Source organism: Kaistia dalseonensis (genome assembly GCF_030814715.1).
Taxonomy (GTDB): Bacteria; Pseudomonadota; Alphaproteobacteria; order Rhizobiales; family Kaistiaceae; genus Kaistia; species Kaistia dalseonensis.
This window is the reverse complement of the sequence record NZ_JAUSVO010000006.1, coordinates 24,384-42,323: the sequence shown is the minus strand read 5'-3', so window position 1 is coordinate 42,323 and position 17,940 is coordinate 24,384. Positions and strand designations below refer to the sequence as shown.

At 66.0% G+C, this 17,940-nt stretch carries 21 protein-coding genes; 13 read left to right on the top strand and 8 right to left on the bottom strand.

The window, feature by feature from the left end; translation table 11 throughout:
• Window positions 1-67: 67 nt before the first annotated feature.
• Window positions 68-562, top strand: a complete 495-nt coding sequence (locus QO014_RS19685; protein WP_266350461.1) for a 2-thiouracil desulfurase family protein — start codon at window positions 68-70, stop codon at window positions 560-562.
• A gap of 184 nt (window positions 563-746) precedes the next feature.
• On the opposite strand, the gene blaOXA is transcribed toward QO014_RS19685, so the two are convergent.
• The 3 genes from blaOXA to QO014_RS19670 all read right to left on the bottom strand — a co-directional run bounded on the left by blaOXA (window position 747) and on the right by QO014_RS19670 (window position 3,082).
• Entirely contained in the window at window positions 747-1,550 is an 804-nt protein-coding gene (gene blaOXA / locus QO014_RS19680; RefSeq protein WP_370877180.1) for a class D beta-lactamase, read from the bottom strand.
• Between the two features lie 99 nt (window positions 1,551-1,649).
• Window positions 1,650-2,813, bottom strand: coding sequence for an FAD-dependent monooxygenase (locus QO014_RS19675; protein WP_266350460.1), 1,164 nt, complete (start codon window positions 2,811-2,813; stop codon window positions 1,650-1,652).
• A gap of 20 nt (window positions 2,814-2,833) precedes the next feature.
• Window positions 2,834-3,082 carry a zinc-finger domain-containing protein gene (locus QO014_RS19670; RefSeq protein ID WP_266350459.1) on the bottom strand — a complete coding sequence of 83 codons (249 nt, stop codon included), beginning with the start codon at window positions 3,080-3,082 and terminating at the stop codon, window positions 2,834-2,836.
• Window positions 3,083-3,231: 149 nt separating this feature from the next.
• Between QO014_RS19670 and QO014_RS19665 the strand changes: the two genes are divergently transcribed.
• The 4 genes from QO014_RS19665 (at window position 3,232) to QO014_RS19650 (ending at window position 6,053) form a co-directional block, all read left to right on the top strand.
• Window positions 3,232-3,990 (top strand): alpha/beta fold hydrolase, encoded by a 759-nt coding sequence (locus QO014_RS19665; RefSeq protein WP_266350458.1) that lies wholly within the window; start codon window positions 3,232-3,234, stop codon window positions 3,988-3,990.
• A gap of 223 nt (window positions 3,991-4,213) precedes the next feature.
• Window positions 4,214-5,038 carry a serine O-acetyltransferase gene (cysE, locus tag QO014_RS19660; RefSeq protein WP_266350457.1) on the top strand — a complete coding sequence of 275 codons (825 nt, stop codon included), beginning with the start codon at window positions 4,214-4,216 and terminating at the stop codon, window positions 5,036-5,038.
• 111 nt (window positions 5,039-5,149) lie between these two features.
• Complete coding sequence (locus QO014_RS19655; protein ID WP_266350456.1) at window positions 5,150-5,365, top strand: DUF3126 family protein; 216 nt, start codon at window positions 5,150-5,152, stop codon at window positions 5,363-5,365.
• 163 nt (window positions 5,366-5,528) lie between these two features.
• Window positions 5,529-6,053, top strand: coding sequence for a gamma carbonic anhydrase family protein (locus tag QO014_RS19650; protein ID WP_266350455.1), 525 nt, complete (start codon window positions 5,529-5,531; stop codon window positions 6,051-6,053).
• A gap of 176 nt (window positions 6,054-6,229) precedes the next feature.
• On the opposite strand, the gene QO014_RS19645 is transcribed toward QO014_RS19650, so the two are convergent.
• Both QO014_RS19645 and QO014_RS19640 read right to left on the bottom strand, forming a co-directional pair.
• On the bottom strand, window positions 6,230-6,838 hold the full coding sequence (locus QO014_RS19645; RefSeq protein WP_307258857.1) for a transglutaminase-like cysteine peptidase: 609 nt from the start codon (window positions 6,836-6,838) through the stop codon (window positions 6,230-6,232).
• A 376-nt stretch (window positions 6,839-7,214) separates the two neighbouring features.
• Window positions 7,215-7,910, bottom strand: coding sequence for a PAS domain-containing protein (locus QO014_RS19640; protein WP_266350453.1), 696 nt, complete (start codon window positions 7,908-7,910; stop codon window positions 7,215-7,217).
• 304 nt (window positions 7,911-8,214) lie between these two features.
• Between QO014_RS19640 and QO014_RS19635 the strand changes: the two genes are divergently transcribed.
• Window positions 8,215-8,964, top strand: coding sequence for a rhomboid family intramembrane serine protease (locus QO014_RS19635; RefSeq protein ID WP_266350452.1), 750 nt, complete (start codon window positions 8,215-8,217; stop codon window positions 8,962-8,964).
• Window positions 8,965-9,131: 167 nt separating this feature from the next.
• The gene (locus QO014_RS19630; RefSeq protein WP_266350451.1) at window positions 9,132-9,563 is read left to right on the top strand and encodes a CBS domain-containing protein; all 432 of its coding nucleotides are present in this window, start codon (window positions 9,132-9,134) and stop codon (window positions 9,561-9,563) included.
• 9 nt (window positions 9,564-9,572) lie between these two features.
• Here the strand turns inward: QO014_RS19630 and hisI are convergent, their stop codons facing one another.
• From hisI to folE, 3 genes are all read right to left on the bottom strand, one after another.
• Window positions 9,573-10,037 carry a phosphoribosyl-AMP cyclohydrolase gene (gene hisI, locus QO014_RS19625; protein WP_266350450.1) on the bottom strand — a complete coding sequence of 155 codons (465 nt, stop codon included), beginning with the start codon at window positions 10,035-10,037 and terminating at the stop codon, window positions 9,573-9,575.
• Complete coding sequence (aroA, locus tag QO014_RS19620; RefSeq protein ID WP_370877179.1) at window positions 10,037-11,320, bottom strand: 3-phosphoshikimate 1-carboxyvinyltransferase; 1,284 nt, start codon at window positions 11,318-11,320, stop codon at window positions 10,037-10,039. Before aroA ends, hisI begins: the two co-directional genes overlap by 1 nt.
• A gap of 123 nt (window positions 11,321-11,443) precedes the next feature.
• Complete coding sequence (gene folE / locus QO014_RS19615; RefSeq protein WP_266350449.1) at window positions 11,444-12,064, bottom strand: GTP cyclohydrolase I FolE; 621 nt, start codon at window positions 12,062-12,064, stop codon at window positions 11,444-11,446.
• 110 nt (window positions 12,065-12,174) lie between these two features.
• Here folE and QO014_RS19610 point away from each other — a divergent pair, with 110 nt between their 5' ends.
• The 6 genes from QO014_RS19610 to thrS all read left to right on the top strand — a co-directional run bounded on the left by QO014_RS19610 (window position 12,175) and on the right by thrS (window position 17,933).
• Complete coding sequence (locus tag QO014_RS19610; RefSeq protein WP_266350448.1) at window positions 12,175-12,627, top strand: iron-sulfur cluster assembly scaffold protein; 453 nt, start codon at window positions 12,175-12,177, stop codon at window positions 12,625-12,627.
• A 5-nt stretch (window positions 12,628-12,632) separates the two neighbouring features.
• Window positions 12,633-13,010, top strand: a complete 378-nt coding sequence (locus QO014_RS19605; RefSeq protein WP_266350447.1) for a VOC family protein — start codon at window positions 12,633-12,635, stop codon at window positions 13,008-13,010.
• 60 nt (window positions 13,011-13,070) lie between these two features.
• Window positions 13,071-13,370, top strand: a complete 300-nt coding sequence (locus tag QO014_RS19600) for a hypothetical protein (RefSeq protein WP_266350446.1) — start codon at window positions 13,071-13,073, stop codon at window positions 13,368-13,370.
• Window positions 13,327-13,749, top strand: coding sequence for a membrane protein insertion efficiency factor YidD (gene yidD, locus QO014_RS19595; protein WP_370877187.1), 423 nt, complete (start codon window positions 13,327-13,329; stop codon window positions 13,747-13,749). Before QO014_RS19600 ends, yidD begins: the two co-directional genes overlap by 44 nt.
• A gap of 135 nt (window positions 13,750-13,884) precedes the next feature.
• A complete protein-coding gene (locus tag QO014_RS19590) occupies window positions 13,885-15,765 on the top strand; it encodes an FUSC family protein (RefSeq protein WP_266350445.1) in 1,881 nt (626 codons plus the stop codon).
• Window positions 15,766-15,974: 209 nt separating this feature from the next.
• Window positions 15,975-17,933 (top strand): threonine--tRNA ligase, encoded by a 1,959-nt coding sequence (gene thrS / locus QO014_RS19585; RefSeq protein WP_266350444.1) that lies wholly within the window; start codon window positions 15,975-15,977, stop codon window positions 17,931-17,933.
• Window positions 17,934-17,940: the final 7 nt, after the last annotated feature.

Here is a 17,940-nt window from a genome sequence, read left to right as displayed (position 1 = left end):
GGATGAAACTGGGCTTGGCCGGAAGGGTCGTTGCATTCATGCCGGCGCGCGATCGCCGGGACCGATCGTGACCGCCAGGATCCTCGTCAGCGCCTGCCTGCTGGGGCGGCCGGTCCGCTATAATGGGTCGGCCAAGACGCTCGCCCATTCCACGCTCGCGCGATGGCAGGCGGAGGGCCGTGTCGTCTCGATCTGTCCCGAGCTGATGGCGGGTTTCAGCGTGCCGCGCGCGCCGGCCGAGATCGGCGCCGGGCTTTCCGGCGATGCCGTCCTGGCCGGGGAGGGGCGCGTGGTCGATATTGATGGCCGGGACGTGACGGCGCAGTTCGTCGCCGGCGCCGAGGCGGCTCTGGCCGTTGCGCGGGCGCATGATTGCGCCTTTGCCCTCCTGATCGACGGCAGCCCGTCCTGCGGCAGCGGCTTCGTCTATGGCGGCCGGTTCGACGGGACGAAACATGCCGGCGCCGGCGTGACGGCGGCGCTGCTCAGGGAGAACGGCATCGAGGTCTTTTCCGACAGCGAAGTCGACGCGCTGGACGCGCGTCTGGCGCCTGTTGGCTGATTGCCCAGGGAGGGGGGGCCACATGTCCGGCAGCGCGATGCATGAGGACGAGCCGGATATTGACCGAACGCTGGTCGCGACGGGTGCACCCGCGCTCTCCGATCCCCATCCTTGGCTGTGCTCGCCGATGCGGCGTCGCGCGGGTGAAGGTCGGGCGCGGCCGCAGTGATCCGGCGATGTCGGTTCAGTCTGCAGCCTGAAGCTTGTCGAGCATCGCCGGCAATTCCTTCAGCATCGCGTCGCGTGTGCGGATGCCGGGGCTGACCGCTTCCGTCTTCTCGTCCTCGACCTGTCGGGCGAAAACGAGGGTGCGATCGCCCTTCGTGGCCCAGCCGACGAACCAGCCTTGCGCGTTGCCTGGCGTCCCATCGGCCTTGGTGGCGCGGCCCGCACCCGTCTTGCCATGAATGTCCCAGCCGCCCGCGACATCGAGCGCAGTCAATTGCGCCGTCATCTCGATGGCGTATGCGGACACTGGTAATTCGCGATTGACCACCTTTCGCAGGAACGCGACCTGCTCGACCGGGGAGATCTTCAGCGACGAACTCAACCATGAGCGGGTCAGGCCGTCATTTTTGCCCGGATCGCCGGAGACGTCTTGATTGCCATAGTCGAAGGCCCGCACATAGTCGCGAAAGCGGGCCTCGCCGAGCGCCTGCGTCACCTGCTGCGAATACCAGACGACGGAATTCTTCATCCAGCTGCTCGGGTCGGTTGTCTGGCGCCAAATCGGCAGCCAGTCGGCATAGCCCTTCTTGAAAGGCAGGGCGGGGTGGTGCGCGTCCTTGAGGATGCCGGCATCATAGCCCATCAGACTGATCGCTATCTTGAAGGTCGATGCCGACGTGATCCTCTGGTCACACCGCCCTTCCTCGAGGAGCGTCTTGCCGGTCCTGGCATCCGCGACGATCGTACAGACCGTGCCCGCTGCCGCGCTCCCGATCATGGTGCTGCTGGCGAGGAGGAGAGCGGCGAGGCGGAATATCATGGCGTTTCCCGTCGAATAGGTGCGACGGCAGTGCTGGACCGTCGCTTCGCGCGGCACCAGACCGGTGGTTTGTGGCGTCCGGAGGGCGGGCTCGGCCGATCAGTCGGTCTGTCGCCAGCCATAAAGCCAGTCATAGCGGCCGAGCAGCCTTTCGCCGCCGAGCGTCTTCATCGTCGCGTCGCGGAAGGGCGCCGTCAGCGGGCTCATATGGTAGATGGTGCCGCTCTGGCGGGCCGTCTGCCAGACACGGGTGACGCGGGGCTTCCGCAAGACCTCGTAACGCGCGAGCGCGCCTTCGATATCCGTGTTCGCCCGCGTGAGACAGCGCACGAGAATGGCGGCATCCTCGATCGCCATGGCTGCGCCCTGGGCGAGGAAGGGCAGCATGGCGTGGGCGGCGTCACCGACCAGCACGGCATGTCCCTTCTGCCAGGACGCCAGTGGATCGACGGCGGAGAGATACCAGCGCGTCCAGCCGGCTGCCGCCGTGAACGTATCCTGGAGCAGGGGGGACACGCCGCGAAAGTGTACGGCGAGCCAGGCCGGATCTCCGGGCTCGCTCCAGCCCTCGCCGGTCCAGTTCTCCTCGACGATGGCGACGACATTGATCTCGCGCGCCGAGCGGATCGGATAGATCACGACATGGGTTCGATCGCCGAGGAACATCGTGGTGCGGTCGCGCGGCAGATCGGCGGGCACCTTGGCGGCGGGAATCGTCGTGCGCCAGGCGGTGCGGCCCGAGCTCTGGCGGCCATTCGGTCCGGAGATGAGTTCGCGGACTTTCGAGCGCACGCCATCGGCGCCGATCAGCAGATCGACCTCGTGCGGCGCGTCATTGGCGCTGAAGCGCATGCCAGCCGGCGTATCGGCAAAGTCGGCAAGCGCGGCACCGAGATGCAGCTTGATGCCATGATCGGCGATGGCCGCGTTCAGAAGTACGCCCTGCAGGTCGCCGCGATGCATCAGCCGGTAGGGCACGCCATAGCGCGCGGCGGCCTTGGCGAGCGGCAGGGAGACAATGACCCGGCCTGACACGGCGCCGCGTATGTCGATCGCAACGGGCCGCGTCGCGAGATGATCGAGCGCCGGGCCGAGGCCGAGTTGTTCCAGGATGCGGCCGGCATTGGGCGAAATCTGCACGCCCGCGCCGACTTCCGAGAGGTTCGCAGCACGCTCATAGAGATCGACGCCGTGGCCCGCGCGGGACAGCAGCAGGGCCGTCGTGAGGCCGGCTATGCCGGCGCCGGCGATTGCTATCCGCACGGCTTTTCCTCTAGAGCGCCTCAGGCGGCGATCGGATCGATGAAGAGATGCCCGGCCGGGTTGCTCTCGGTGCCGTGCAGCTTCGGGTTATAGCGATAGAGCGTCGAGCAATAGGGGCAGACCTTCTCGCCGTCGCTGCCGAGGTCGAGGAAGACATGCGGATGGTCGAAGGGCGGCTTGGCGCCGACGCACATGAATTCCGTCACGCCGATCTCGATCAGCGCAACGCCGGAATCATTGTGGAAATGCGGGATCACATGATCGGCCATGGCGGAATCCGTCGTTGGAATGCTGTTGGGCGGACCATAGCGGCGTCGTGGCGCGATGAACAGACCGTGATGGTCGGCAGAATGGCGACACCTTGGCGCGGCCGCCGGCTTGCGCCATAAGGGCGGTCCCACCGCGACGGATCCCTCGGATGAAGCATTTCTCCTCCAATGGCTATGAGATCGCCTATCTCGACGAAGGCGAGGGGCCACCGATCCTGCTGATCCACGGCTTCGGCTCCAGCGCACGGGTCAACTGGGTCAATCCGGGCTGGGTCGACACGTTGACGAAGGCCGGCCGACGCGTGATCGCGCTCGATAATCGCGGCCATGGCCACAGCGCCAAGCCGCACGAGGTCGCTGCCTATCGCGTGGCGGCGCTGGCGGAGGATGCGCGCAATCTCCTCGCCCATCTCGGCATCGCGAAGGCCGATGTCATGGGCTATTCGATGGGCGCGCGGATCTCTGCCTTCCTGGCGCTGGCGCATCCCGAACTGATCAAGGCGCTGATCTTCGGCGGTCTCGGCTATGGCATTGTCACCGGCATCGGGCCGTGGGGCCCGGTGGTGGAGGCGCTGGAGACGGAGCATCCCGAAGAGATCACCGATCCCGTCGGGCTGATGTTCCGCAAGTTCGCCGACCAGACGAAGAGCGATCGCGTGGCGCTCGCCGCCTGCATGAAGGCGACCCGCGTGCCGATCTCAGCCGATGATCTGGCCACGCTGCACATGCCGGTGCTGATCGCGGTCGGCGAGCGCGACGAACTGGCGGGTTCGCCGGAGCGGCTGGCCGAGATCATTCCCGGCGCGGCCGTGCTCGAAATTCCCAAGCGCGACCACATGCTCGCGGTCGGCGACAAGGTCTACAAGGCCGGCGTGCTCGACTTTCTGGCGCGGCAGGGGCTCGGCTGAGCGTCTGGCGCACCGTCCGGCCGGTCCTTGTCCCGCCGCGGGATGGTCGTGGGCCGTTTCGGGAAATTCTTGTTGCCGAGGCGGCCCCTTTCGCGATACCGGCCTGGAGCACATTGGTGCCCGGAGCATTATTTACCTGTCGGGCACGGTTTCGTGCCGATGATCGCTCATGCTAATGTGCGCGCCCAACCAGACGCACAGCGCCTGGCGCAAGGAGACGTCCATGTCCGTAGCCAATTCCCGGTTCGGGGCCGAAGGCCTCGCGAGTTTTGATCCGCTCTGGTCCGCGCTTCGCAGCGAGGCCGAGGAGATCATGCGCGCCGAGCCGGCGATGGCGAGCCTCGTCTATGGCTCGATCCTCAGCCATGACCGTCTCGAGGAAGCCGTCGCGCATCGCATCGCCGACCGCCTCAATCATCGCGATCTCTCGGGCGAAATCATCCGCCAGGCCTTTGCCGAGGCGTTCGTGACCGAGCCGGGCATCGCGCATGCAATCCGGGTCGATATCCAGGCCGTGCTGGACCGTGACCCCGCCTGCAACCGCGCCGTCGAGCCCGTGCTCTATTTCAAGGGTTTCCACGCGATCCAGACCCACCGCCTCGCGCATTGGCTCTGGCATCACGGCCGGCGCGACTTCGCCTATTACCTGCAGAGCCGCTCCTCCTCCGTCTTCCAGGTCGACATCAATCCGGCGGTGAAGATCGGCAAGGGCCTGTTCTTCGACCATGCCACCGATATCGTGATCGGTGAGACGGCGGTGATCGAAGACAATGTCTCAATCCTTCAGGGCGTGACACTGGGCGGGACGGGCAAGGAAACCGGCGACCGCCATCCCAAGGTGCGCCACGGCGTGCTGATCGGGGCGGGCGCCAAGATCCTCGGCAATATCGAGATCGGCCATTGCTCGCGCGTCGCCGCCGGCTCGGTGGTCCTTCATGCCGTGCCGTCGAACACGACGGTCGCCGGCGTGCCGGCCAAGGTCGTCGGCAAGGCGCCCTGCGCGGAGCCTTCCCGCGCGATGGATCAGATCGTCGAAAATCAGGTATAGTCCACCGATCAACACCGGTTCCGGAGGCGCCGTACGGGGCGGCGCGACGGACGAGCCTGCGCCAGCGCGGGCCGATCGCCGACCTTTTGCCCCGCATCTCAGGAGATAGAATTGGATCGCAAGGAGATCCAGAAGCTCGAGAGCTTCTTCCGCCGCCGCTTCGCCATGAAGGACATCACCGTCCGTCAGCGGCCCCGCAAGGACGATTCCGCCGAAGTCTATTTCGGCGATGAATTCGTCGGCGTGCTGTTCCGTGACGACGAGGAGGGCGAACTCTCCTACAACTTCACCATGGCCATCCTCGACATCGACCTCGAGGAAGAATAGGCGGCCTTGCCGCCGGCGCCGCGAACGGCTTCGTTTTGCGGCGCGGTTGAACGGAATCGCGCGGGGTTTGCGCCCGCGCGATTGGAGCCGATCCGCAGGATCAGGCTGGCGAAGCGTTCCCCGCGGTGCGAAGCTGTCGCCGCCATGATGCCGGGAACCAGACATGCCCCTTCATTCACTTGACGGCGTTATGCCGGATGTACCACCCGCCGACCGGTTCTGGATCGCGCCGGATGCGCATGTGATCGGCAAGGTCACGCTCGGCGACGAGGTCGGCGTCTGGTTCGGCGCCGTGCTGCGCGGCGACAATGAGCGCATCACGATTGGCGCCCGCACCAACATCCAGGAGCACGCCATGCTCCACACCGACATGGGTTTCCTGCTGACGCTCGGCGAGGGCTGCACGATTGGCCACCGCGCGATCCTCCATGGCTGCACGATCGGCGCGAACAGCCTCGTCGGCATGGGGGCGATCGTGTTGAACGGCGCGAAGATCGGTGCCAATTGCCTGGTCGGGGCAGGAGCGCTGGTGCCCGAGGGGCGGGACATTCCGGATGGCTCGCTGGTCGTCGGCATGCCGGGCAAGGCGATCCGTACGCTGGAGCCGGCGCAGATCGAGCGGCTCCGGCAATCGGCGCTCAACTATGTCGCCAACTGGCGCCGCTTCGCCGCCGGCCTCGACGGGTAGACGGTCACCGGGAGCGCAGCCCACGCGCGCCGACCTGCATCTCATTTCCCATCTGGGGCGTCGGGCCGGGCGGCGGCTCGCTCGGGCCTGAATGCGCCAAGCCCACGGGGTCGCCGTGGGCCTGGAAAGTCATCGATGGCTTGCGGCGGGCGGAGGCCGGGATTGCCCGGCTTCGTTCAGCGCTTGATCGAACCGACCAGGACCGACCTGTCGTCATCGATCGCAACCCAGCGGCCGCTATCCACGTCCGACTGGCGCTTGACGAACTGGTAGTCCGTATCGCTCCAGAGCTTGATGCGGCTTTCGAGATTATCGAGCACGAGATCGCCGCGATCGGTGCGGACCGTGAGCACGGCATGGCCGTCGCCATTGACCTGCTTGACGACGGTGATCAGCAGCGCGCCCGCCGGCCAGCCGCGATCGAGCAGTTCGCGGCGCTTCAGCAGGACGAAGTCCTCGCAATCGCCTTTGCCGTCGTCGGGATAGTTCCAGTATTCGTCCTTGCCGTAGTTGTCCTTGTCGGTCACGGGCTCGATGGCCGTGTTGACATTGTCGTTCACGGCGATGAGTTCCTGCCACAGCACGGGGGTCAATTTGACCGCATCTTCCGTGGCTGTGCGCTCGCGACATTCGATCGGGATGCGCGCGCAGAGTTCATGATGGCCGACGGGCTGGGTTGTCTTGCCCGTGACGCGCATGAACGCTGCTTGGGATTGTGCGAAAGCTTCGGCTCCGCCAAGGCAGAGAAGAAGTGCAAGGCCGGCCATGAAACTCGATACGCGCATGGAACTCACTACTGCCATCCCCTCAGGTGAGAATGACCTTTGCACACATGGTTTTATTCGAGTCTAAGCCGGGAACCTCATTTCGATTCACATTGTGATCGAGTTAGATTCAAATTTTATACTTCAGCTTAACCACCCGTTAACAATATGTCGGAGGGTGTCGGCAGGCAAGCGTAACCTTTTATTAAGGTTAACGGTTGTGACGCTCGTGTGGCGGGAGGGGAACAACTGTGGCCGCCTTGCATCGCCATGCCCGATGAAGGCATGGGCATGCCAATGCGTCGCGCCGACCCGGGCCGAGACCGGCTGTCCGTGGCGGGCGGCTGTGGCTGAAGGCGTTGCCAGAAGCGCGCCGTTGGACGAGCGCTGGCGGCGCCTATTGCCGGCCGCCGTCGAAGACGACGAGGTGGTGGTGGCGGCGTCCATTGAGCGGGAAGGGCACAGGGCGGCTGGCCACTGGCCTGGCTGCTGGCGTCACGCCGAACTCGTCCTTCCGGTCCGGCCAGATCAGGCGGAGGTTGTTTGCCGATTGCCGGACGACCGGATGCAGCCCGAGCCAGCTTGCGCGCTCCATCGGCGCGACCAGCCCGAGGATGCGGTCGTAGCGCGCGGGGCCGCAGCGTAGCGGCAACAGGATCATCTCCGCCCGCGTCGATTGTCCGCGGTCATTCGACATGGCGACATCGAGGACCGCAGCTGCGGCGTCATGGGTCACGGCTGCCATGAGCGTCGCGATCGGCTCGATATCGTTCGCCGCCCAGAAGCCGAGAAAGTTCCGGCCCTTCAATTCGCGTCCGAAATGGTGGCAGAGGCGCGTGCCGGCGAGGCGGAACGGGTAATCCGCGGGGCCGATATCTTCCAGGATGAACGTGTCACTCAGAAGTCCTGCGATCGCAGCGGGATCGATGGCGGAACGCGCGGGCGCGGGCTCCATGCCGCGCAGCTTCGACCAATAGGCATGGAGCGCGCGCGTATTGGGGTGTCTCATGGTGGCCCGTAGTCGTCCCGTTTTGATGCGCTGGCCGGCGTCGTGCTGGTGCCGGCCCATGATGAGCGTGCGGCGGCGGGACATGTCCGGCCCGATGCTGCGGTGCAAAGTGGTATTGCAGGGCCTGTGCCAGATTGATGTTACGTAACGGAATCGATAAATAAGGATTCGCTATGGGACGTGAGGCCCAATCCTGGGACGCGTTGCCGACGGGATCACGGGGCGTCTTTAGCCGGGGGGCAAGACGAAACGTGATGGTGACCGCCTGTGCGCGCTTTGCGCGCGCCAGGCGGTCGCTTTTCGATTTGCCCCGGCGACTGGCTCCGGTCCATCGGCTTGAAGGCGGCGCCGTCTTGCGTGCCGTGCCGCGGGCGACTATGCCGTCTTCATGAGCCAGAGAAGCGAGCGCGCGGCGCGAGAGCCGGTCTTCAACCTCCCCCCGGTGATCATCGCCACGCTGGCGGTGCTCGCCCTCGTTCATGCCGTGCGGACCTATCTGCTGACCTCCGATCAGGATGGCTGGGTGCTGGTGACGTTCGCCTTCATCCCGATCCGCATCACCGCGCCGCAGATGGTGGGCCTCGACTGGCCGGGCGGGTTGGCGGGCTCGGTCTGGAGCTTCGTCACCTATGCCTTCCTGCATGGCGACTGGATGCATTATGGCGTGAACGCGCTCTGGCTCGCGGCCTTCGGCACGCCGCTGGCGCGCCGTTTCGGCTGGCTCCGCTTCACGCTCTTCTCGCTCGCGGGAGCTGCGGCGGGTGCCGCCGCCCATCTCCTGCTGGCACCCCACAGCGTCGTGCCGCTGGTCGGCGCTTCGGCGGCGATCTCGGCGCAGATGGCCGCCTCTGCGCGCTTCGCCTTTTCGCCCGGCGCCCGGCTCGGCGGCGGCCTGGCGCGCTACGACGCCGATTTCCGCCCGGCCTTGTCGATCATGGAGATGGTGCGCGACCGCCGTGTCGTGACCTTCCTCGCTGTGTGGTTCGTGTTCAACCTGCTGTTCGGTCTGATCTTCGTGCCGCCGGGCGTCGAGACCGGCCAGATCGCCTGGGAATCGCATATTGGCGGCTTCCTTGCCGGGCTGCTGCTCTTTCCGCTCTTCGACCCGGTTTCGCGGCGCGGCAGCTCGTTCTCCTAGCGGCTTGCCCCGCCGGGGCGGAGTCTTGCAAAGCCGGCAATCGAGGCCCATCATCAAACGACGGATGTGACGTTTCCGCATGAGAAGCGTCCGCCGCCATCTGAGGGGTCCGGACCGGTCCACCACAAGAGAGCGGCCGGGTTCCTCGAGCAAGGGAGCCCACGCCGATGACTGTTGCTGCCATTCTGGCCAGAAAGGGCCGGGACGTTCTGACCGTCCCCGCCGATACGATCATTCACGACGCTGTCCGCCTGCTGTCCGAGCGTCGCATCGGCGCGGTGGTCGTCGCGGATTCGTCCAGGCGCATCGAAGGCATCGTCTCCGAGCGCGACATCGTGCGCGCCATCGCCCGTGGCGGCGTCGAGACGCTAGACGGCCCGGTTTCCTCGATCATGACGGCGCGTGTCGTGACCTGCGCCGATCACGACACGATCAACGACGTGATGGCGCGGATGACGGAAGGCCGCTTCCGCCATCTGCCCGTGGTCGATGGCGGCCGCATCGCCGGCATCGTCTCGATCGGCGACGTGGTGAAAGCGCGCATCGAGCAGGTCGAGCGCGAGGCCGACGAAATGCGCGCCTATATCGCGATGGCCTGACCGCGCCGGTCAGGCATCGCCATAGACGGCCTTCGGGTCGAAGAGCGGGGTATCGTCGGTGAAGGCGAGCGCGGTCTCCTGCGAGGCCGACTGGCCGATCGGCACCGTGCGATAGAAGCAGCCCTTGCGGCCGGTGTGGCAGTTCGCGCCCGTGCCGGCCGTGTCGACCTTGATCAGGATCGCATCCTGGTCGCAATCAACCCGCATCTCGGTCACGGTCTGGATGTGGCCGCTGGTCGCGCCCTTGTGCCAGAGCTCCTTGCGCGAACGGCTCCAGTACCAGGCTTCGCCCGTCTCGATCGTCCGCGCCAGCGCCTCGGCGTTCATCCAGGCCAACATGACGACTTCGCTGGTCGCGGCATCGACCACCACGGCGGCGAGGAGCCCGTCGGCGCCGAAGCGCGGCGTCAGCAGCCGGCCTTCCTCGACCTCGTGATGCGACCCGGGCGCCGCGAAGATTGCCGTCTCTGCCATCACATGCGCCCCATGACCGGATCGAGTTCGACGCCGAGCGATTGCAGCGCCTGCCAATAGGCCGGGTAGGTCTTGGCGACGCAGCCCGGATCGAGAATGGTGATGCCGCCGATCTTCAGCCCGGCGAGCGCGAAGCTCATGGCGATGCGATGATCGGAATAGGTCTCGATCCGCGTCGGCAGCACCTGGCCGGCGAGCGCGGGGTCGGAGGCGACGATCAGGTCGTCGCCATCCTCGGTGCCGAGCCCGGGACGGATGCGGGAAAGCTCGGTCGCGACGGCCGCGACGCGGTCGCATTCCTTGACGCGCAGATTGGCGATGCCGACGAAGCGGACGGGATGATTGTTGAAGGCCGCCAGCACCGCGATGGTCGGGATCGCGTCCTGCATCTGCGAGCCGTCGATTACGGCCGGCAGGTTCGGGAACTGCGCGATGACATCATAGGCCTTGGCATCGGGCTGCGTGAACGCGCCCGCCGCCACGCCGATATCGATCGATCCGCCGGTAAGCACTTCCGCCGCCCAGAGATAGGTTGCCGCCGACGCGTCCGGCTCGACATGGAAGTCGGTCGCCCGGTAGCCGGTCGGCTCGATGCGCCATGCGGCATCGCCGCTCTGCTCGACGCGGGCGCCGAAGGCTCGCATCGCCGCGACCGTCAGGTCGACATAGCCCCGCGCGCCGATATCGCTGCCCGTCAGCGCGACCTCGACCGTGCCCGTGCCGCAGGCGGCCGCCATCAGCAGCGCGGAGACATATTGGCTCGACAGCCCGCCATCGATCTCGACCCGTCCGCTGCCGAAATGGCCATGGCCATGCATCGTCACGGGCGGATAGCCGTCCGCATCGCTGCAATCGATGCCGAAGGCGCGGAGCGAACTGACCAGCGGGCCGATCGGGCGCTTGCGCATATGCGCGTCGCCATCGACGATCACCGTGCCGTCTACCAGCGCCACCGCCGCCGTCAGGAAGCGCATGGCGGTGCCGGCATTGCCGAGATAGAGCGGCGCTGCCGGCGCGGCGAGGCGGCCCGTGCTGGTCACGATGAAGCTGGTTTCGTCCGGCTCGTCGACCGTCACGCCCATCTGGCGCAGCGCCTCCGCCATCAGCTTGGTGTCGAGGCTCTTCAGCGCGCCGGTGATGCGGCTCGTGCCCTTGGCGAGCGCCGCCAGCAGCAGCACGCGATTGGTGATCGACTTCGAGCCCGGCGGGGTCACGCGGCCGACGAGCGGCGCGGATGGCGGCAGGATCGTGGTCTGCTTCTCTCGCTCCATCACGCTCGCCATGTCGTCTCGCTCCAGTTCAATCGCGTTTGCGAGGGGGGATAGACCGAGCGCGGCCCGGACACAATGTCTCAAGGCCGCGATCGTGTTTTCGATCGCGCCTGTCGCCAGCGGGGCCTTGGCCGATTACCGCCCGCGCACCAGCGTCAGGAAGCGATTCTGCTCGGCGACGTCCTGCTTGAAGACGCCGGTGAAGCTCGTCGTGATCGTCGAGACGCCTGATTTCTGCACGCCGCGCATCGAGACGCAGTGATGCTCCGCCTCGAGCAGGACCGCGACGCCGCGCGGGGCGAGGCCGTCCTCGATCGCGTCGGCGATTTGCTGCGTCAGCCTTTCCTGCATCTGCAGGCGGCGAGCGAAGAGATCGACGACGCGCGCGAGCTTGGAGAGCCCGACCACGCCCTGGCCGGGATAATAGGCGATATGGGCCTTGCCGATGAACGGCACCATGTGGTGTTCGCAATGGGAGAAGAAGGGGATATCGCGCACCAGCACGATATCGTCATAGCCGCCGGCCTCGTCGAAGACGCGGTCGAGAACTTCCGCCGGGTCTTCCTCATAGCCCTTGAAGAATTCGCCGAAGGCCTTGGTCACCCGTGCCGGCGTCTCGATCAGGCCCTCGCGCGCGGGATCGTCGCCCGCCCAGGCGATCAACGTGCGCACGGCGGCTTCGGCTTCCTCGCGGCTCGGGCGGCGCAATGGCTCAGGGGCCGCCCGCTTTGCGTCGGGCGTCGTCTTTGCGTCCATAGGTACTCCGTATCGATCTGAGGCGCCGTGCCGCTGAAGCCGGCCGAGGCAATCGTGCTATATCTGGTTCACCGAGGCGCGAGTTTCTATATTGGCGCGTGGAGGCTGTCATGATCGACGACATCTATAATGCGCGAATCCTGGAATTCGCTGCCAATATCGGCCGGCTGGGCAAGCTTCCGGCGCCGCAGGCGAGCGCGACGGCGCATTCGAGGCTGTGTGGCTCGACCGTGACCGTGCATCTGGTCATGGAGGGCGACATCGTCAGCGATTTCTCCCATGAAGTGCGCGCCTGCGCGCTCGGGCAGGCTTCCTCGTCGGTGATGGCGCGCCATGTGGTCGGCGCCTCGGCCGACGAGCTTCGCGCTGTGCGCGCAGCCATGCTGGCCATGCTCAAGGAGAATGGCGCCCCGCCGGCTGGACGATTCGAGGATCTGAAATATCTGGAGCCGGTGCGCGACTACAAGGCGCGCCACGCTTCGACCATGCTGACCTTCGATGCCGTAGTGGATGCGATCGGCCAGATCGAAGCGCGCCGCGTCCTATCGATCGCTGCGGAGTAACCGGCATGCCTTTCGATCATCTCGGGTTCAACGTCTCGAATTTTCTGAAGAGTCGCGATTTCTACATCAGCGCGCTCGCCCCGCTCGATATAAGCATCGTCCATGAGGGCGATGGCTGGGCGGCGTTTGGCGAAGAAGGCCGGATCATGTTCTGGATCGGCACGATGGGTGCCGTGCCGGGTCCCATCCACTTCGCTTTCACGGCGCGCGACCATGCGGCGGTCCGCGCCTTTCATGCCGCCGCGATCGAGGCTGGCGGCAGCGACAATGGCGCGCCGGGCTTTCGGCCGAACTATCATGCCAATTATTACGCCGCCTTCGTGCTGGATCCGGACGGTCACAATGTCGAAGCCGTCTGCCATCGATCCGGCGAAGTCGCTTGAGCTTATGAGGAGAGGCCGGGCGATCCCGCACCGGCTCTCCCATATTGGGGAGGAACAAGAATGATCCAAAAGACATTGCGCGGCCGCGCCGTGATCGCTCTGGCGGCGGCGTCGCTGGGGCTCTTTGGAACGCTGGCGCCGGCCTTCGCTTTGTCGGCCGATGCGCAGACGATCGTCGACCAGGTCAAGGCCAGCAATCCGGACCTGAAGCCCGTCTGCTCGGACAAGGGCCAGCTGACCACGGCGGTGACGGCTGCGGCGACGGCGCTCGCCTCCGCCGGCAAGATCAGTGCGGACGAGGCCTCGGCCACGGCCGCTGGCAAAGAGGCCGGCCGCTATCTGTACTTCCACTGCTCATGATCACGGCGCGACCGGAACGCGCTTGAGCGCCGATCCGGTCGATCCGGCACGGGCCGCGCCATTCGTGGCGCGGCTTCCCGCGCTCGTGGGTATCGGCCTGATCCGGCTCTACAAGCTGACGCTCTCGCCCTTTCTCGGCCAATCCTGCCGCTATCTGCCGACCTGCTCCAGCTATGGCGAGGAGGCGATTCGCCGCCATGGGCTCTGGGCCGGCGGCTGGATGACGCTCGCCCGCTTCCAGCGCTGCGGTCCCTTCGGCGCGTCGGGCTATGATCCCGTGCCGGAGGAGCGCCCCGCGAACGCCGCATGGTATCTGCCCTGGCGTTACGGCCGCTGGACCGGCCGGAATATCGATCCCAAGACGCGGCTGGATCGATAGGCCAGGTTCGGTTGCGCACTGCCGAAGGCTGCGCTAGCCATGACCATGCAGAAGGTCGGCGGCAGGCGAGGGGAGCGCCCGTAACGTCGACGATTTTCATCGAGAAGCCGCACGGCAGGCGGCAAGCGGGCTCCCATGGCAGTGCAATTCACGTCGCTGGTCGGCATCGATAGACCCGGGCTCCAGCGGGCGTTTCGTCTCGCTTTCGCAGCCTGGCTTGCTTTCTCGATCGCGACCCTCGCCGGCATCCCGCATGCCTATTGGGCCGCCATGCCGATCTGGGTCGTGGTGCAGCCCTCGCGTGGCCTGCTCATAGAGCGGGCGATCTTTCGGTTGATCGGCACCATCGTCGGTGCCGCCGTCGGCCTTGCCGTGCTGCGACTGCTGCCGGATCCGGTCGCGGTGGTCGTTGCGCTCGGTCTTTGGGTCGGGCTTGCCGCGGCGCTGGTCCATGTCGTGCGCGGCGTGCAGTCCTATGGCGTGATGATGGCCGGCATGACGGCGGGCATCGTGGTCCTGCCGACCGTACTGGCGCCAGAGGGGTCGTTCGACCTCGCGGTCGCCCGTGTCGTCTGCACGCTGATCGGCGTGATCGTGGTGACATTGGTGATGGCCGTGTCGACGCCCTGGGCCCGGCGGGACGATTTTGACGAGAGCTTGCGCCGCATTGCCGTCGACGCGGCCGATTTTGCTGCAAGGCGACTTTCGGGAGAGAGCGATGTCCGCGCGAGCGATCTGCTCGGCCGGCTCTCCGCATCGCTTTCAGCCGCGACGACGGTTACGGCCGGATCGGTCGACGGCTACAAGCGCTATAATGGCATTATTTCGGAAATCGTCGCGGTTCTCTCCGTGATGGCGCGCGCCGGCACGCTGGGCGCGCGGGCGCAGCGCGGCGAGCCCGTGAGTCTCGAGCCCCGGGATGTGGCACGTGTCGCCGAGGAATTGGCCTCGGCCGCGCCATCGGAGGAGGTGATCGCGCGCGTCGAGCGTGACGATGCCGAGCTTGGCGTCGCCCTGCGTCGTCTTGCGCGCCGCGATGTCGTCCTTGCGGAACGGAAGGTTCGGGAGCCGAAGCATTTCGACTGGCTGCGCGCCGTTCTGTCGCCGCAGCGCGACAGCGCCGTCGCGCTCGAATCGGGCCTCTTCGTCGGCCTCGCGACCATGATCTCGGCGCTAGCCGGTCTGGTCGTGCCATGGCGCGCCGGCGAGTTCGCGGCACTCGGCATCTGCATCATGTCGATGGTGATCACATCCTTGCCGACCCCGCGCCGCGCGGCGCCGCAGATCGTCATTGGGGTCTCGGCCGGGATCGCGGTTGCTATCCTCTACCGCGTTGCGGTTCAGCCCCATGTCGGGACCAATCTTGTCCTGATCTTGTCCCTCGCGCCGTTCCTGCTGCTCGGCGGATTGGCGCGGGTCGGCAAATGGACGGCTATCCCGGCGATCGACGCCAATATGTGCTTTCTGCTCGCCGCGCAGCCCTTGGTGAACGTGCCATGGAGTCCTGCGGACATCCTTGGTGGCGCGGCGGCCTTCCTGCTGGCGGCGCTGGTCGTATCCGGCTTGATCCTGGTGCTCCCGAACCGCGCGGAACTCGCAGCCACGCGCATGGTGCGCGCGATTCGGCGTGATCTTCGGCGGCTGTCTTCTGCCGAGATCCGCTTGGCGGATGGCGGCCCGGTTCCGCTGCAATGGCAACTCGGGCGCTTGTCGCTGCGGCTGATCCGGTCCGCCGACCGGCCCGATATGGAGGGCGAAGCGCTTGTCGCGACACGCGGGCTCGGCGACGCGCTTGCGGGGCTCAGGATTCGTGCGCTGGACCCTCGTGCCGATGCAGCCGCCATCGATCGCGCCATCGTGGCGCTGTCGCTGACAACCGATGCCATCCATGCCCGCGAAACGCTCGCGGCGCTGGCGCGCGACACGGGCGACCCTATCGCCGAAGCGCTGATGCGGGACGCCGCCGACGCGCTCGGCCGCAGCGCTCAGATCACGGCTGGATTTGCTGTGGCCTGACGCCTTGAAGCTGGACATCAGCCCACGATTGCGCTTGATACCCTCTCCCGTCATCCCCGCGAAAGCGGGGCTCCATGGCGGCCGACGCTCCCAACGATCGCGGCTGGATGGAACCGGGGTTTTCGCTTCGCTCCGCCCGGGATGACGGCGTAGCGCCATGACAAACCGCTTACCCGCGCTCGTCTGCGGGAGTGAGCAGGAGAGATAGTATGATCAATCTGACATTTCCCGATGGTTCCGTTCGCCAGTTCGAGGCCGGTGTAACCGGCAAGGCAATCGCCGAGGGCATTTCCAAGTCGCTCGCCAAGAAGTCCGTCGCCATGACGCTGGACGGCGTGCTGACCGACCTTTCCGACCCGATCACCCATGATGCGAAGCTCGAGATCGTGACGCGCGAAGACCCGCGCGCGCTCGAACTGATCCGCCATGATGCGGCGCATGTGATGGCCGAGGCCGTGCAGGAGCTTTTTCCCGGTACGCAGGTCACCATCGGTCCGGTGATCGAGAACGGCTTCTATTACGATTTCTTCCGTAACGAGCCCTTCACCACCGAGGATCTGCCGAAGATCGAGGCGAAGATGCGCGAGATCATCGCGCGCAACGCCCATTTCACCAAGCAGGTCTGGTCGCGCGACAAGGCGAGACAGGTCTTCACCGACAAAGGGGAGATGTTCAAGGTCGAGCTCGTCGACGCGATTCCGGCCGGGCAGGACCTGAAGATCTACAATCAGGGCGACTGGTTCGATCTCTGCCGTGGTCCGCATATGGCGTCCACGGGCCAGATCGGCTCGGCCTTCAAGCTGATGAAGGTCGCGGGCGCCTATTGGCGTGGCGATTCGAACAATCCGATGCTGACCCGCATCTACGGCACCGCCTGGCACGACCAGGTCCAGCTCGACGCCTATCTCCATATGCTGGAGGAAGCGGAGAAGCGCGACCACCGGAAGCTCGGCCGCGAAATGGACCTGTTCCATTTCCAGGAGGAGGGGCCGGGCGTCGTCTTCTGGCACGCCAAGGGCTGGTCGATGTTCCAGGAGCTGATCGCCTATATGCGGCGGCGCCTGCGCCCGCTCGACTATCAGGAGGTCAACGCGCCGCAGGTGCTCGACAAGTCGCTCTGGGAGACCTCCGGTCATTGGGGCTGGTACAAGGAGAACATGTTCGCGGTGACGTCGGCCGGCGACGACACCGAGGACGAGCGCGTCTTCGCGCTGAAGCCGATGAACTGCCCCGGCCATGTGCAGATCTTCAAGCACGGCTTGAAGTCCTACCGTGACCTGCCGCTCCGCCTCGCCGAATTCGGCGCGGTCCATCGCTATGAGCCCTCGGGCGCGCTGCACGGGCTGATGCGCGTGCGCGGCTTCACGCAGGACGATGCGCACATCTTCTGCACCGAAGAGCAGATGGCGGCCGAGTGCCTGAAGATCAACGACCTGATCCTCTCGACCTATGAGGATTTCGGCTTCGCCGAAGTGGTCGTGAAGCTCTCGACCCGCCCGGAAAAGCGTGTCGGCTCCGATGCCGTCTGGGATCATGCCGAAGAGGTCATGATGGGCGTGCTGAAGACGATCGAGGAGCAGTCGGGCGGCAAGATCAAGACCGGCATCCTGCCGGGCGAGGGCGCGTTCTACGGGCCGAAGTTCGAATATACGCTGCGCGACGCGATCGGCCGTGAATGGCAGTGCGGCACCACGCAGGTCGACTTCAACCTGCCGGAGCGGTTCGGTGCGTTCTACGTCGATTCAGACGGCGAGAAGAAGACGCCGGTGATGATCCATCGCGCTATTTGCGGCTCGATGGAGCGTTTCCTCGGCATTCTGATCGAGAACTTCGCCGGCCATTTCCCGCTCTGGTTCGCGCCGCAGCAGGTCGTGGTCGCGACCATCACCTCGGAAGCCGATGAATATGCCGAGGAAGTCGTCGCCAAGCTGAAGAAGGCCGGGCTCCGGGCCTCGATCGATCTCCGCAACGAGAAGATCAACTACAAGGTTCGCGAGCACTCGGTCGCCAAGGTTCCGGTGATCCTGGTCTGCGGCAAGCGCGAGGCGGAAGAGGCGACGGTCAATATCCGCCGTCTCGGCTCGCGCGATCAGGTCTCGGAAACCCTCTCCGACGCGATCGCCGCGCTGGTGGCGGAGGCGACGCCGCCGGATCTCGCCAGGGCATGAATCTGAA

What these genes read in the sequence shown, in the direction of transcription:
- blaOXA (WP_370877180.1), bottom strand. Translation starts at nt 1,550, where the DNA reads ATGATATTCCGCCTCGCCGCTCTCCTCCTCGCCAGCAGCACCATGATC.
- QO014_RS19670 (WP_266350459.1), bottom strand. Translation starts at nt 3,082, where the DNA reads ATGGCCGATCATGTGATCCCGCATTTCCACAATGATTCCGGCGTTGCG.
- QO014_RS19665 (WP_266350458.1), top strand. Translation starts at nt 3,232, where the DNA reads ATGAAGCATTTCTCCTCCAATGGCTATGAGATCGCCTATCTCGACGAA.
- cysE (WP_266350457.1), top strand. Translation starts at nt 4,214, where the DNA reads ATGTCCGTAGCCAATTCCCGGTTCGGGGCCGAAGGCCTCGCGAGTTTT.
- QO014_RS19650 (WP_266350455.1), top strand. Translation starts at nt 5,529, where the DNA reads ATGCCCCTTCATTCACTTGACGGCGTTATGCCGGATGTACCACCCGCC.
- QO014_RS19645 (WP_307258857.1), bottom strand. Translation starts at nt 6,838, where the DNA reads ATGCGCGTATCGAGTTTCATGGCCGGCCTTGCACTTCTTCTCTGCCTT.
- QO014_RS19640 (WP_266350453.1), bottom strand. Translation starts at nt 7,910, where the DNA reads ATGTCCCGCCGCCGCACGCTCATCATGGGCCGGCACCAGCACGACGCC.
- QO014_RS19635 (WP_266350452.1), top strand. Translation starts at nt 8,215, where the DNA reads ATGAGCCAGAGAAGCGAGCGCGCGGCGCGAGAGCCGGTCTTCAACCTC.
- QO014_RS19630 (WP_266350451.1), top strand. Translation starts at nt 9,132, where the DNA reads ATGACTGTTGCTGCCATTCTGGCCAGAAAGGGCCGGGACGTTCTGACC.
- hisI (WP_266350450.1), bottom strand. Translation starts at nt 10,037, where the DNA reads ATGGCAGAGACGGCAATCTTCGCGGCGCCCGGGTCGCATCACGAGGTC.
- aroA (WP_370877179.1), bottom strand. Translation starts at nt 11,320, where the DNA reads ATGGCGAGCGTGATGGAGCGAGAGAAGCAGACCACGATCCTGCCGCCA.
- folE (WP_266350449.1), bottom strand. Translation starts at nt 12,064, where the DNA reads ATGGACGCAAAGACGACGCCCGACGCAAAGCGGGCGGCCCCTGAGCCA.
- QO014_RS19610 (WP_266350448.1), top strand. Translation starts at nt 12,175, where the DNA reads ATGATCGACGACATCTATAATGCGCGAATCCTGGAATTCGCTGCCAAT.
- QO014_RS19605 (WP_266350447.1), top strand. Translation starts at nt 12,633, where the DNA reads ATGCCTTTCGATCATCTCGGGTTCAACGTCTCGAATTTTCTGAAGAGT.
- QO014_RS19600 (WP_266350446.1), top strand. Translation starts at nt 13,071, where the DNA reads ATGATCCAAAAGACATTGCGCGGCCGCGCCGTGATCGCTCTGGCGGCG.
- QO014_RS19590 (WP_266350445.1), top strand. Translation starts at nt 13,885, where the DNA reads ATGGCAGTGCAATTCACGTCGCTGGTCGGCATCGATAGACCCGGGCTC.
- thrS (WP_266350444.1), top strand. Translation starts at nt 15,975, where the DNA reads ATGATCAATCTGACATTTCCCGATGGTTCCGTTCGCCAGTTCGAGGCC.